The following is a 12,330-nucleotide window of genomic DNA, read 5'->3' as shown; positions in this document are numbered from 1 at the left end:
ATACTTGCTGTACCCAATTGGCAAGACCGGGAGCTAAGACTAGAGTATGCGCGCGCAAAACGGAGTTCAGCTGTCCACCTTTCGTTGTCGGGTTTATTTCGAAGACACCGATGCAGGCGGCATCGTCTACTACGTCAATTACCTCAAATTTATGGAACGGGCTCGTACCGAGCGCCTACGTGATCTGGGTTTTCTCCAGTCGACGTTGGCTGAGGACGGCCTGTTGTTCGTTGTGCATTCGGCTGAAGCGCGTTATCACGCGCCAGCCAGGCTGGATGACGAGTTACTGGTAAGCGCTGATGTTATTGAATTAAACCGTGCCAGCCTGCGTTTTCGTCAACAAGTTAGGCGGGCTACGGATGATGTGCTGCTCTGTGAAGGGCAGTTTATGGTGGCCTGTGTGCGCGCCGACAATTTGAAACCCCGGGCCATTCCCCAAACTCTGCACGCGGCCTTTGCCGGGCAGGGCGGTGCGGGTACATCTAGAGCAGGAGAGTAAGCGTGGAAGCCAACGCCGTTGACCACATGTCGATGTGGAGTCTGATCAGCAACGCCAGCCTGGTGGTGCAACTGGTAATGCTGACGCTAGTGGCCGCATCGGTCATGTCGTGGGTCATGATCTTCCAGCGTACGGCGCTGCTGCGTGCGGCTAAGCGTGCGTTGGATAACTTCGAAGAGCGCTTCTGGTCGGGTATCGACCTGTCCAAGCTGTACCGTCAGGCAGGCAGCAACCCGGATCCGGACTCAGGCCTGGAGCAGATCTTCCGCGCCGGTTTCAAAGAGTTCTCGCGTCTGCGTCAGCAAGCTGGTGTGGATCCAGATGCGGTGATGGATGCGGTGGCCCGCGCCATGCGCGTGGCGATTTCCCGCGAGGAAGAGAAGCTTGAGCAAAGCCTGCCATTTCTCGCCACTGTCGGTTCGACCAGCCCCTACATTGGCCTGTTCGGTACTGTGTGGGGGATCATGAACTCCTTCCGCGGCCTGGCCCAAGTGCAGCAAGCGACCTTGGCCACGGTAGCGCCGGGTATTGCTGAAGCGCTGATCGCCACTGCAATCGGCCTGTTTGCTGCGATTCCTGCAGTAATTGCCTACAACCGTTTTGCTTCGCGTGGCGAAATGCTGATCGGGCGTTACTACACCTTTGCCGACGAATTCCAGGCAATCCTGCACCGTAAAGTGCACACCAGCGACGACTAAGCCTTAGGCATTCTCAATACAGGTTTTTCAAGCCATGGCCAGAATTCGCAATAGACGCAAGCCCGTCGCCGAGATGAACGTAGTGCCTTACATCGATGTGATGTTGGTACTGCTGGTTATCTTCATGGTGACCGCGCCCATGCTCAATCAGGGCGTTAAGGTTGATCTGCCGAAAGTCAGCAGTGAAGCCTTGCCGCAGGACAACAATGCCCAGGTCTTGACCATCTCAATCAAGGCCGACAAGACCTACTTCTGGAATATGGGCACTGAAGTCGATGTGGATACCGTGCAGGACCAAGCGCTGACGCTGGAAGAAATGACCCGGGCGGTGACCGCCATCATTAGCCAGAGCCGCGCCACCGGTAAGCAGGTTCAAGTGTTTGTTCGTGGTGACAAGACTGTCGATTACGGCACCATCATGGCGGCCATGGGTGGTTTGCAACAGGCCGACGTGGGTAACGTCGGGCTGATTACCGAGGCCCCCTGATGCACTACCAGCGCGAGCGTTCGCCCTCGGAAAGTCTGTTCTGGCCTGTCGTCTGGGCTGTGGGTCTGCACGTCATCATGTTTGCCATGCTGTTCGTCAGTTTTGCGTTTGCGCCGGACTTACCGCCGGCCAAGCCGGTGGTGCAGGCCACCTTGTATAAATTGCAGTCGCAAAGCCAGGCCACTACCCAGACCAACCAGAAAATTGCTGGCGAAACCAAGAAAACCACTGCGCCGGTGTATGAAACCGAACAGCTTGAACAGAAAAAGGCTGAGCAGGAAAAAGTAGCGGCCAAAGCAGCGGAACAAAAGAAAGCACAAGAGGCTCAGAAGGCGGAGGTTGAGAAGAAAGCCGAAGCAGACAAAAAAGCGGAAGCAGCCAAGAAAGCCGATGCTGAGAAAAAAGCGGCAGAGCAGAAGAAACTTGCCGACGTAGCTAAAAAGAAAGCAGCAGAGGAAGCGGCCAAGAAAAAAGCCGCTGAAGACGCCAAGAAAAAAGCAGCAGAGGATGCGAAGAAGAAAGCCGCTGCTGAAGCTGCGAAGAAGAAAGCGGCTGATGATGCCAAGAAAACGGCAGCCGAATCAGCCCAGCGCAAAGCGGTAGAAGACAAAAAAGCCGCCGCGTTGGCCGAGCTGTTATCCGAGGATGTCGGTCGCCAGCAGGCCGTTGCCGATACCTTTGGCGATGAGGTGGCCGGCAGCCTTGATGATTTGATTGTGATGCTGGTCAGCCAGCAGTGGCGACGTCCGCCATCGGCGCGTAATGGCATGAGCGTAGAAGTACTGATCGAAATGCTGCCGGATGGCACCATTACTAATGCTAGCGTGACACGCTCAAGTGGCGATTCACCTTTTGATAACTCGGCCGTACAAGCGGTGCGTAACGTTGGCCGTATTGCTGAAATGCAACAGCTGGATCGCGCCACTTTTGATCGCCTTTACCGGCAGCGCCGCGCTGTCTTCAAACCGGAGGATTTAGGCCTGTGAATACCCTGATGCGCATTGTTTTGCTCGGACTGACCCTGCTGGTCGGGGTCGTTCAGGCTGCTGATCCGCTGGTGATCAGCAGTGGCACCGACCGTGCTACACCCATCGCTGTGGTGCCTTTTGGTTGGCAGGGCGGCAGCGTATTGCCTGAAGACATGGCTGAAATCATCGGCAATGACCTGCGCAACTCTGGCGTGTTCGAGCCGATCCCTCGGCAGAATATGATCAGCCTGCCGACTCAGGCCAGTGAAGTGATTTACCGCGACTGGCAAGCGCTGGGCGCACAATACGTGCTGGTCGGCAGCATTGTGCCGAGCGCCGGTCGTTTGCAGATTCAATTTGGTCTGTTCAACGTCACCACTCAGCAGCAGGTCATGACCGGCAGTGTTGGCGGTGGCGTTGATCAGCTGCGAGACATGGCGCATCACATTGCTGATCAGTCGTTCGAGAAACTCACCGGTGTGAAAGGCGCGTTCTCTACGCGTATGTTGTACGTGACGGCGGAGCGTTTCTCGGTCAACAACACCCGCTATACCCTGCAGCGCTCTGACTATGATGGTGCGCGGGCCGTTACCCTGCTGCAGTCGCGCGAGCCGATTCTGTCGCCTTCATTCGCTCCGGATGGCCGTCGTATTGCCTACGTATCGTTTGAGCAGAAGCGCCCACGTATTTTCGTGCAGCACATCGACACCGGCCGTCGTGAGCAGGTCACCAATTTTGAAGGCCTCAATGGTGCGCCTGCCTGGTCGCCGGACGGCAACCGCCTGGCATTCGTGCTGTCGCGTGACGGCAATCCGGAAATTTACGTGATGGACATGGGCACTCGCCAGTTGCGTCGGGTAACCAATCAGGCATCCATCGACACCGAGCCCTTCTGGGGTAAGGACGGTCAGACGCTGTACTTCACGTCGGATCGTTCGGGTAAACCACAAATCTATAAAACCAACATCAATGGCGGCGCGGCAGAGCGTGTGACCTTTATCGGTAACTACAACGCCAACCCGAAGCTATCTGCTGATGAGAAGACCCTGGTCATGATTCACCGCCAGGATGGTTACACCGTGTTCAAGGTGGCTGCACAAGACCTGCAGCGCGGCAATTTGCGCATTCTTTCAGACACAAGTCTGGATGAGTCGCCTACTGTTGCGCCCAACGGCACCATGGTAGTCTACGCCACCCGCCAGCAGGGCCGGGGAGTCTTGGTACTAGCGTCCACCAATGGACGTGTGAGGCTCCCTCTTCCTACCGCTCAAGGCGAAGTTCGAGAGCCTTCTTGGTCCCCTTACCTGAACTGATGCGGCGCTATACCGTTGTTTGAAATACTGCTTAACACACTGGGGTTCATTAGGAGTTACATGATGGAAATGCTGAAATTTGGTAAGTTCGCTGCACTGGGTTTGGCTCTCGCCGTGGCTGTAGGTTGCTCCTCTAAAGGCGGCGACGCTGCTGGTGAAGGCGCTATCGATCCTAACGCTGGTTACGGTGCCAACACTGGCGCTGTTGATGGCAGCCTGAGCGAAGAAGCAGCTCTGCGCGCGATCACCACCTTCTACTTCGAATACGACAGCTCCGACCTGAAGCCAGAGGCCATGCGCGCTCTGGACGTGCACGCCAAAGACCTGCAAGGCAATGGCGCTCGCGTAGTTCTGGAAGGCCACGCTGACGAGCGCGGTACTCGTGAATACAACATGGCTCTGGGCGAGCGTCGCGCCAAAGCTGTACAGCGTTACCTGGTACTGCAGGGCGTTTCCCCGGCTCAACTGGAACTGGTTTCCTACGGTGAAGAGCGCGCTATCGCCACTGGTAACGACGAGTCCTCGTGGGCTCAAAACCGTCGCGTCGAACTGCGTAAGTAATTCGATATGCGTACGTGCCGCCGTGCTTTAACCGTTTTGGCGCTCAGCCTGCCGCTTGCGGCGTGGGCTGAGGTTCCCGTGGTAGACAACAATGCCGGTTACGGCAGTAGTTATCCGCCTGCTGGTTACGGTACGTCCGGCACCTCCGTCGCGACAGGGGCTTCGGCCCCTGTCTCGGCGCAGGGCATGCTGTTCAACCAGTTGCAGCAGATGCAGGATGAAATCGCGCAGCTGCGCGGTACGCTGGAAGAACAACAGAACGAAATTCAGCGTTTGAAGCAAGAGAGCCTGGAGCGTTATCAGGACCTTGATAAACGTTTGAGTAGTGGTGCAGCAGGTGCTGCAGCCAACCAGAATTCTTCAACCGCCGGCGCTATTAATGCCAGCGGTACACCGACCCCGCCGACGGCGGGATCGGCAGGCACTGAACCAGCTGATCCTGCAAAGGAAAAGCTGTTTTATGAAGCTGCTTTTGACCTGATCAAAGCCAAAGATTTTGACAAGGCCAGCCAGGCCTTTGCTGCGTTTTTGCGCAAGTATCCGAACAGTCAGTACGCTGGCAATGCTCAATACTGGCTGGGTGAAGTCAACCTAGCCAAGGGCGATCTGCAGTCAGCAGGTCAAGCGTTTGCGCGAGTTAGCCAGGCTTACCCAAGCCATGCCAAGGTGCCGGACTCGCTGTTTAAGTTGGCGGATGTCGAGCAGCGTCTTGGCAATAACGACAAAGCCAAAGGCATCTTGCAGCAAGTGATTGCCCAGTACCCGGGCAGTTCTGCAGCGCAGTTGGCGCAGCGCGATCTACAGCGCCTGCCTTAATAGCTGAGCGAGTCATTCAAAAGCCCGTGCCATGCGCGGGTTTTTTATGGGCGGCTTCCCTGGCTGCGATTCTGCGAACCGTCGCTGTGCGACGTTAAAGGCTGCTCCCGGCGGTTTTTTCGTATACAATCCGCGCCCCTTTTCCCGCAACGGAGGCGGACAGCCTGTCTAGCTGTTACGCCCGTGGCTGATATGCAAGAAACCCTGCGAATTACCGAGATTTTCTACTCGCTGCAGGGCGAAACGCGCACCGCCGGCTTGCCGACTGTGTTCGTTCGCCTGACCGGCTGTCCTTTGCGCTGCCAATACTGCGACACCGCCTATGCCTTTAGTGGCGGCGAAATCATATCGTTGGATGCCATTGTCGATCAGGTGGCCGGCTACAAGCCGCGCTATATCTGCGTGACGGGCGGCGAGCCGTTGGCGCAACCTAATTGCATTCCTCTGCTCAAGCGTCTGTGTGATGCCGGCTATGAAGTATCGCTGGAGACCAGTGGCGCGCTGGATGTCGCGGCGGTTGATCCGCGGGTGAGTAAGGTCCTTGACCTTAAAACCCCAGGTTCGGCCGAGGTTGCTCGCAACCGCTACGAGAATATTTCGCTGCTAACGCCGAATGATCAGGTCAAGTTTGTGATCTGCTCTCGTGAGGACTATGACTGGGCGGTAAGCAAGCTGATCCAGTACGGTCTGGATTCGCGCGTCAGCGAGGTGCTGATGTCGCCGAGTCACCATGAACTGGATGCGCGCTCGTTGGCTGAGTGGATCATTGCTGACAACTTGCCCGTTCGCCTGCAGATGCAACTGCACAAGATTCTCTGGAACGATGAGCCGGGACATTGATATGAGTGAGAAAAAAGCGGTAATCCTGCTGTCTGGTGGCCTGGACTCGGCCACTGTAGTGGCCCTGGCTAAAGCTGACGGCTACAGCTGTTACACCATGAGCTTTGATTACGGCCAGCGTCATCGTTCCGAGCTGCATGCCGCCGAGCAAGTGGCTCAGCAATTGGGCGTGATTGAACACAAAGTGATTGGTTTGAATCTCAATGGTATGGGCGGTTCAGCACTGACCGACACTAGCATTGATGTGCCGGAAGGGCCCGGCGAAGGTATTCCGGTCACTTATGTGCCGGCGCGCAATACTGTGTTTCTGTCCCTGGCGCTGGGGTGGGCTGAAGTGTTGGGCGCGCGCGATATTTTCATTGGCGTGAACGCGGTGGATTACTCCGGTTATCCGGATTGTCGTCCGGAGTTTATCGAGTCCTTTGAACGTATGGCTAACCTCGCCACCAAGGCGGGCGTAGAGGGGCAGGGCTTCCGTATTCAGGCTCCGCTGCAGAATATGAGCAAGGCTGAGATTGCTCAGGCTGGTATTCGGCTGGGTGTGGATTATGCGCTGACGGTTTCCTGTTATCAGGCGGATGATCAGGGGCGTGCGTGCGGTAAGTGTGACAGTTGCCGTCTACGTGCAGCTGGCTTTGCCGCCGCTGGGGTCACCGACCCTACCCGTTATTTCTAAATTATTTTCTGTAAGGTGTTGAAATTCTGAATTAAATCAGTATTATACGCCTCGCTACGGGTCGTTAGCTCAGTTGGTAGAGCAGTTGGCTTTTAACCAATTGGTCGTAGGTTCGAATCCCACACGACCCACCATATTCCCTTCCTCGGAAGGTCAAGAAAGCCTGAAAGTTCTGCAACTAGAATTTTCGGGCTTTTTTGTATCTGTAACTTTTATCTCGACCATCTTGATTGTGGCCACTACCCGACTGCGCTCGCGCTAAAGCGGCGGGTATACTGGTGCTCCGCGCTGATAGACCTTCACAGGGCCTGATGACATGACACAGATTTCCGAACGCCTGTTGGTGCAGGCCCACCTTGATGCTAAGCAACCCAGGCCGCTCACGCCTGAGCAGGAGGCCTTCTACCGTGCCGAAATTGCGGCCGAGCTGAAAAAGCAGAACGCTGTATTGGTGGCGCACTACTACTGTGATCCGGTGCTGCAGGCGTTGGCTGAGGAGACCGGTGGCTGCGTTTCCGACTCGCTGGAAATGGCCCGCTTCGGCAATCAGCATCCGGCGCAGACGGTGCTGGTGGCCGGCGTAAAATTTATGGGAGAGACGGCGAAGATCCTTAACCCGGAAAAGCGCGTGCTGATGCCGACCCTGGAAGCGACCTGCTCGCTCGATTTGGGTTGCCCGGTAGAAGAGTTCTCGGCGTTCTGCGATCAGCATCCGCAGCGCACGGTGGTGGTGTATGCCAACACGTCGGCGGCGGTGAAGGCGCGCGCTGATTGGGTGGTGACGTCTAGCTGTGCGGTAGAGATCGTCGAGCACCTGATGGACAACGGCGAAAGCATCATCTGGGCACCTGATCAGCACTTGGGTCGTTACATCCAGAACAAGACGGGCGCCGATATGCTGCTGTGGGACGGTGCCTGTATCGTTCATGAGGAGTTCAAGGCCAAGCAGCTGGAAGACATGATGGCGTTGTACCCGGACGCTGCCGTGCTGGTTCACCCTGAATCACCGACCGCTGTGATCGATCTGGCTGACGCAGTCGGTTCTACCAGCCAGCTGATCGCTGCCGCGCAGCGTTTGCCGAACAAAACCTTTATCGTCGCCACCGATGCCGGCATCTTCTACAAGATGCAGCAGCTATGCCCGGACAAAGAGTTTGTCGCCGCGCCCACGGCCGGCAACGGTGCTGCTTGCCGCAGTTGTGCGCATTGCCCATGGATGGCGATGAATACCCTGCAGCGCACCTTGGAGTGCCTGCGTGAGGGCAGTAACGAGATAGTTGTTGACCCTGCGTTGATCCCGAAAGCGATCAAGCCCCTCAAGCGCATGCTCGATTTCACCCAGGCGGCGCGCTTGAAGCTGAGCGGCAACGCCTAAGCCCGCTGCATAAAAAAGCCAGGCATGTGCCTGGCTTTTTCTTTTCTGTGCTGCGCTAGCGCAGCATTTGTTCGATGATGCGTTTCTCTTCCATCAGCTCGCGCTGCCTGGCGTCGATGCGCGAAGCCAGTTGGAAGTTGTTGCTGGCGCGACGTTTGGCGAAGTCGAGCTGTTCTAAGGCCTGGTTGTAGTCCCCAACTAGCGCAAAGAACTCACCGCGGGCTTGGTGCAGGCCGATGGTGTTGCCGCTCAGGCCGCGAACCTCTGCCACCTGATACCAAACGTCCGGGTCCTTACCACGGCTTTTCAGCATCTCGTCGAGCGCGCGCTCGGCTTCCTGGGTGCGTACCTGCTTCATCAGTAGGTCGATATGCGCCTGATTGACCGGGTAGTTGTTGGGGTAGAGGGTCAGCAGCCGGGTTACACGTTTTTGCGCGTCATCCAGGCGGTTGGCGGCCATATCCAACTCAATCTGCGCCAGGTTGTAGGTCACATCGTTTGGCGCACCATCAAGCAATGGTTGCAGGGACTCGCGTGCTTGTTTGTATTGGCCGCCTTTGAGTTGCGCAATCGCCAAGCCGTAACGGGCTGCTTCCATTTTCGGATTTTCGTCGAGCATATTGCGAAAGCGCTTGGCGGCGACCCCAGGGGTTTCTTCGTAGGTCAACTGCACGCGGGCGCGCATCAGCTGGTAGCGCACGCTGTCGGTAATACCCTCGGCTTTGTACTGTTCGGCACGGTTGCGGGTGTCGGCGATGCGTGATTCGGACACCGGGTGAGTCAGGAGAAATTCCGGCGGCTTGCGGTCGTAGCGGTACTGGCGCATCAGGCGCTCGAACATGCTGGGCATGGCGCGCGGGTCGAAGCCGGCTTTTTCCAGGTTGACCAAGCCAATGCGGTCGGCTTCCTGTTCGTTTTGCCGGGAGAAGCGCCGTTGCTCCTGCATGGCGGCAGCCTGGGTTGAGGCGATGGCGGCGATGCCTACATCACCAGCCCCGGCTGCTGCGGCCACAATGCCGGCAAGCAGGCCGGCCATCACAGGGAGCTGCATACGCTGTTGGGCTTCCAGGCCGCGGGCGAAGTGACGTTGTGACAAGTGCGCCAGTTCGTGAGCCATAACCGAGGCGTATTCGGCTTCGGTTTGTGCGTACAGAAACAAACCGCCATTCACCCCGACAATCCCGCCCGGCGCGGCAAAGGCGTTGATCTGTGGACTGTTGAGCAGCACGAATTCCAAGCGGCGGTCTTGCAGCTGGCTGGTTTCGCTCAGGCGGTACACGCTGGTTTCGATAAAGTCTTTGAGTTGAGGGTCATCCAGCTGGCTGACTTGACCGCGTACCAGGCTCAGCCAAGCACGCCCGAGCTGATGCTCTTGCTGCGGCGATACGATGGCAGAACTGGAGTCGCCAAGGGACGGCAGGTCGCTGGCCATGGCGGGGGCTGCCAGCAGGCAGGCAAGCGTCAACAGGGTAGGGCGCAGAAGGCTCATGCACAAAGCTCGTGTTGAACAAAGACGCTACTGTAGCTGGCTGGCGGCTGTGCTGGCCAGGGTTGTGCGGCCTTGGGTATTCTTGCGGCCTGACTGGAGTAGCTCAATGACTGATTTGCAATGGCGTGCCGAGGACTTCGACGCGCAACTGGATACCTGCGGGCTCAATTGCCCACTCCCTTTGCTTAAGGCCAAGCTCGAACTCAATCGCCTGGCCAGTGGTGCAGTGCTCAAGGTTGAGGCCACCGATGCTGGCTCGCAGCGCGACTTCCGCGCCTTCGCAACCCTGGCCGGGCATAGCCTGCTGCGTGAGGAGGTCGACGAGGGTGTTTACCGCTATTGGCTACGCAAGGCTTAGGGTTTGTTGCCGCGAGTCAGTAGCGATTGTGAGGCGGGCCCAATAGGGCGAGGCCACTAAGGAGTGATGATGTTCAAGGTGTTTCAGGATTGGCTGCATCGCTACTTTTCCGATGAGCAGGCGGTAGTGCTTGCGGTGCTATTGGTGCTTGGTTTTGCCGCGATTTTGAACCTGGGCGGCATGCTGGCTCCGGTGTTGACGGGCCTGATTTTGGCGTTTTTGATGCAGGGGCTAGTGAATGCCTTTGAGCGTCTGCGCTTGCCGCAGGTGGTAGCGGTGTGGATTGTGTTCACCCTGTTCGTCAGCATGTTGGGGCTGTTTTTACTGGTGCTGATGCCGCTGCTTTGGCAGCAGCTGAGTACCTTGTTCAATGAGCTACCGCGTATGGCGGCAGAGTGGCAGTCGGTATTTCTGCTGCTGCCCGAGCGCTACCCAAACCTGATTACTGATGCGCAGATCGTGCAGCTGATTGATGGCTTGCGCGGCGAAGCGGGAAAATTCGGTCAGTGGGCGCTGTCGCTTTCTCTGTCCAGCCTGCCGATGCTGGTCGCGATCATGATCTACCTGGTGTTGGTGCCGATTCTGGTGTTTTTCTTCCTTAAAGACCGCGAGCTGATCGGTCGCTGGTTTCGCGGCTACCTGCCGCGCGAGCGCGCGCTGATTACCCAAGTAGCGCAGGAGATGAATCAACAAATCGCCAACTACATCCGTGGCAAGTTCATCGAGATCCTCATCGTTGGCGTAGTCAGCTATATCGCTTTCGCTTACCTAGGGCTCAACTACGCCGCGCTGCTGGCGTTGTTGGTCGGCTTGTCGGTGGTGGTGCCCTATATCGGCGCGGTGGTGGTGACGGTGCCGGTGGCGCTGATCGGCCTGTTCCAGTGGGGCTGGAGCGACCAGTTTTTCTACCTGATGGTGATCTACGGAATCATCCAGGCGCTGGATGGCAACGTCTTGGTGCCGCTGTTGTTTTCCGAGGCGGTCAACCTGCACCCGGTGGCGATTATCTGCGCGGTGCTGCTGTTTGGCGGCATGTGGGGCTTCTGGGGCGTATTCTTCGCGATTCCGCTGGCTACGCTGTTCAAGGCGGTGATCGACGCCTGGCCGCGCAGCGAACAGGTGGCGGCGGATTAATCTGCAGACATTAAAAAGCCGGTCAAATGACCGGCTTTTTAATGTGAATGTTTCAGGCTTTATTCAGCGCCTGGGCGGCGGCCAATACCGCATCTACATGCCCTGGTACTTTCACGCCACGCCATTCCTGGCGCAGTACGCCGTCTTTATCGATGAGGAAGGTGCTGCGGTCGACGCCCAGGTATTCCTTGCCATACAGCTTCTTCAACTTGATCACATCGAACAGCTGGCAGACGGCTTCATCCTTGTCGGAGATCAGCTCGAAGGGGAATTCTTGTTTGCACTTGAAGTTTTCGTGGGATTTCAAACCGTCTCTGGACACGCCAAACACCACCGTATTGGCCGCCTGGAACGCTGGGTATTGATCACGAAAATCCTGTCCTTCAGTCGTACAGCCCGGGGTGCTGTCCTTCGGGTAGAAGTAGAGCACTACTTGCTGGCCCTTGAGAGCGGACAGCTGGACGGTCTGGCCGCCAGTAGCCTGCGCCTGAAAATCTGCAACCGGGGTATCGAGTGCTACGGCCATAACGTGCTCCTTTACGGGGTCTGTGGGCGCCAAGGTTCGATCAGGGCGTCCAGGTTCAAGGCGTCGGCAAAGTCGAGGAACTGATCACGTAGCCAGCTGATCTGTGTGCCGGCTGGCAGGGTTACGGTCAGTGTGGCGTTAAGCATGGTGCCGCCAGTCTGCGGCGCCTGATAGGTGTCGCAGGTGAGGTTCTCCAGCTCGACGTGGTGGTCGAGGAAGAACTGGCACAGCTCATTAAGGATGTCCGGGCGGTAGGCCGAGCTGACATACGCCACGTATGGCAGGGCTTGCGGGCGGCTTTCCGATGCGGCGCTGCGAATCACATTGACTGAGAAGCTGTGCTTTTTTGCCAGCGCCGGTAGGCTCGACTCCAGGCGTGCCAAGGCATCCCAGCTGCCGGAAATCTGCAACACCAGTGCGCTGTACTCGCCATGCCGGCTCAGGCGGGTGCTGACCACGGCGCAACGGTTCTCATGGCTGGTACGGCAGAGCACATTGGTCAGTTCCATGGCGTTGGGGCCAAGTGCGCTGATAAGCAGGAATTGTTCGCGAACTAGGGGGGTGGACATGCAGCCTTCCTAAACGATGAG

At 57.3% G+C, this 12,330-nt stretch carries 15 protein-coding genes and 1 tRNA gene; 13 read left to right on the top strand and 3 right to left on the bottom strand.

Going from position 1 to position 12,330, the window contains the following annotated elements; all coding sequences use genetic code 11:
* Positions 1-46: 46 nt before the first annotated feature.
* The 11 genes from ybgC to nadA all read left to right on the top strand — a co-directional run bounded on the left by ybgC (position 47) and on the right by nadA (position 8,233).
* Complete coding sequence (gene ybgC / locus AC0J6G_RS09030) at positions 47-499, top strand: tol-pal system-associated acyl-CoA thioesterase (RefSeq protein ID WP_475253272.1); 453 nt, start codon at positions 47-49, stop codon at positions 497-499.
* Positions 500-501: 2 nt separating this feature from the next.
* Positions 502-1,197: a protein TolQ gene (gene tolQ, locus AC0J6G_RS09025; protein ID WP_475253270.1), complete on the top strand. Its 696-nt coding sequence runs from the start codon at positions 502-504 to the stop codon at positions 1,195-1,197.
* Positions 1,198-1,231: 34 nt separating this feature from the next.
* Positions 1,232-1,684 carry a protein TolR gene (gene tolR, locus AC0J6G_RS09020; RefSeq protein ID WP_475253268.1) on the top strand — a complete coding sequence of 151 codons (453 nt, stop codon included), beginning with the start codon at positions 1,232-1,234 and terminating at the stop codon, positions 1,682-1,684.
* Entirely contained in the window at positions 1,684-2,670 is a 987-nt protein-coding gene (tolA, locus tag AC0J6G_RS09015; RefSeq protein WP_475253266.1) for a cell envelope integrity protein TolA, read from the top strand. The genes tolR and tolA overlap by 1 nt, the downstream gene beginning before the upstream one ends.
* A complete protein-coding gene (gene tolB / locus AC0J6G_RS09010; protein WP_475253264.1) occupies positions 2,667-3,965 on the top strand; it encodes a Tol-Pal system beta propeller repeat protein TolB in 1,299 nt (432 codons plus the stop codon). The genes tolA and tolB overlap by 4 nt, the downstream gene beginning before the upstream one ends.
* 63 nt (positions 3,966-4,028) lie before the next feature.
* Complete coding sequence (gene pal / locus AC0J6G_RS09005; protein WP_090237783.1) at positions 4,029-4,526, top strand: peptidoglycan-associated lipoprotein Pal; 498 nt, start codon at positions 4,029-4,031, stop codon at positions 4,524-4,526.
* Between the two features lie 6 nt (positions 4,527-4,532).
* Positions 4,533-5,342 carry a tol-pal system protein YbgF gene (ybgF, locus tag AC0J6G_RS09000; protein WP_475253261.1) on the top strand — a complete coding sequence of 270 codons (810 nt, stop codon included), beginning with the start codon at positions 4,533-4,535 and terminating at the stop codon, positions 5,340-5,342.
* 192 nt (positions 5,343-5,534) lie between these two features.
* The gene (gene queE, locus AC0J6G_RS08995) at positions 5,535-6,182 is read left to right on the top strand and encodes a 7-carboxy-7-deazaguanine synthase QueE (RefSeq protein WP_475253259.1); all 648 of its coding nucleotides are present in this window, start codon (positions 5,535-5,537) and stop codon (positions 6,180-6,182) included.
* A 1-nt stretch (position 6,183) separates the two neighbouring features.
* Positions 6,184-6,858 carry a 7-cyano-7-deazaguanine synthase QueC gene (gene queC / locus AC0J6G_RS08990; protein ID WP_475253257.1) on the top strand — a complete coding sequence of 225 codons (675 nt, stop codon included), beginning with the start codon at positions 6,184-6,186 and terminating at the stop codon, positions 6,856-6,858.
* 58 nt (positions 6,859-6,916) lie between these two features.
* Positions 6,917-6,992 (top strand) — tRNA-Lys (locus AC0J6G_RS08985).
* A gap of 182 nt (positions 6,993-7,174) precedes the next feature.
* Entirely contained in the window at positions 7,175-8,233 is a 1,059-nt protein-coding gene (gene nadA / locus AC0J6G_RS08980; protein WP_475253255.1) for a quinolinate synthase NadA, read from the top strand.
* 55 nt (positions 8,234-8,288) lie between these two features.
* Here the strand turns inward: nadA and AC0J6G_RS08975 are convergent, their stop codons facing one another.
* Entirely contained in the window at positions 8,289-9,722 is a 1,434-nt protein-coding gene (locus AC0J6G_RS08975; RefSeq protein WP_475253253.1) for a M48 family metalloprotease, read from the bottom strand.
* 106 nt (positions 9,723-9,828) lie between these two features.
* Here AC0J6G_RS08975 and AC0J6G_RS08970 point away from each other — a divergent pair, with 106 nt between their 5' ends.
* Both AC0J6G_RS08970 and AC0J6G_RS08965 read left to right on the top strand, forming a co-directional pair.
* On the top strand, positions 9,829-10,080 hold the full coding sequence (locus tag AC0J6G_RS08970) for a sulfurtransferase TusA family protein (RefSeq protein ID WP_475253251.1): 252 nt from the start codon (positions 9,829-9,831) through the stop codon (positions 10,078-10,080).
* 69 nt (positions 10,081-10,149) lie between these two features.
* Positions 10,150-11,214, top strand: a complete 1,065-nt coding sequence (locus tag AC0J6G_RS08965; RefSeq protein WP_475253249.1) for an AI-2E family transporter — start codon at positions 10,150-10,152, stop codon at positions 11,212-11,214.
* Positions 11,215-11,266: 52 nt separating this feature from the next.
* On the opposite strand, the gene AC0J6G_RS08960 is transcribed toward AC0J6G_RS08965, so the two are convergent.
* Entirely contained in the window at positions 11,267-11,740 is a 474-nt protein-coding gene (locus tag AC0J6G_RS08960; protein ID WP_475253247.1) for a peroxiredoxin, read from the bottom strand.
* Between the two features lie 11 nt (positions 11,741-11,751).
* Entirely contained in the window at positions 11,752-12,309 is a 558-nt protein-coding gene (locus AC0J6G_RS08955) for a glycine cleavage system transcriptional repressor (RefSeq protein WP_475253245.1), read from the bottom strand.
* Positions 12,310-12,330: the final 21 nt, after the last annotated feature.

The organism is Pseudomonas sp. TS_SC_3 (assembly GCF_056156225.1).
The sequence above is the reverse complement of the archived record's forward strand: the minus strand, read 5'-3'. Positions and strand labels throughout refer to the sequence as shown.

Coding starts and splice junctions, on each gene's coding strand:
- ybgC (WP_475253272.1), top strand. CDS start 47: ATGCGCGCGCAAAACGGAGTTCAGCTGTCCACCTTTCGTTGTCGGGTT.
- tolR (WP_475253268.1), top strand. CDS start 1,232: ATGGCCAGAATTCGCAATAGACGCAAGCCCGTCGCCGAGATGAACGTA.
- tolA (WP_475253266.1), top strand. CDS start 1,684: ATGCACTACCAGCGCGAGCGTTCGCCCTCGGAAAGTCTGTTCTGGCCT.
- pal (WP_090237783.1), top strand. CDS start 4,029: ATGGAAATGCTGAAATTTGGTAAGTTCGCTGCACTGGGTTTGGCTCTC.
- ybgF (WP_475253261.1), top strand. CDS start 4,533: ATGCGTACGTGCCGCCGTGCTTTAACCGTTTTGGCGCTCAGCCTGCCG.
- queE (WP_475253259.1), top strand. CDS start 5,535: ATGCAAGAAACCCTGCGAATTACCGAGATTTTCTACTCGCTGCAGGGC.
- queC (WP_475253257.1), top strand. CDS start 6,184: ATGAGTGAGAAAAAAGCGGTAATCCTGCTGTCTGGTGGCCTGGACTCG.
- nadA (WP_475253255.1), top strand. CDS start 7,175: ATGACACAGATTTCCGAACGCCTGTTGGTGCAGGCCCACCTTGATGCT.
- AC0J6G_RS08975 (WP_475253253.1), bottom strand. CDS start 9,722: ATGAGCCTTCTGCGCCCTACCCTGTTGACGCTTGCCTGCCTGCTGGCA.
- AC0J6G_RS08970 (WP_475253251.1), top strand. CDS start 9,829: ATGACTGATTTGCAATGGCGTGCCGAGGACTTCGACGCGCAACTGGAT.
- AC0J6G_RS08965 (WP_475253249.1), top strand. CDS start 10,150: ATGTTCAAGGTGTTTCAGGATTGGCTGCATCGCTACTTTTCCGATGAG.
- AC0J6G_RS08960 (WP_475253247.1), bottom strand. CDS start 11,740: ATGGCCGTAGCACTCGATACCCCGGTTGCAGATTTTCAGGCGCAGGCT.
- AC0J6G_RS08955 (WP_475253245.1), bottom strand. CDS start 12,309: ATGTCCACCCCCCTAGTTCGCGAACAATTCCTGCTTATCAGCGCACTT.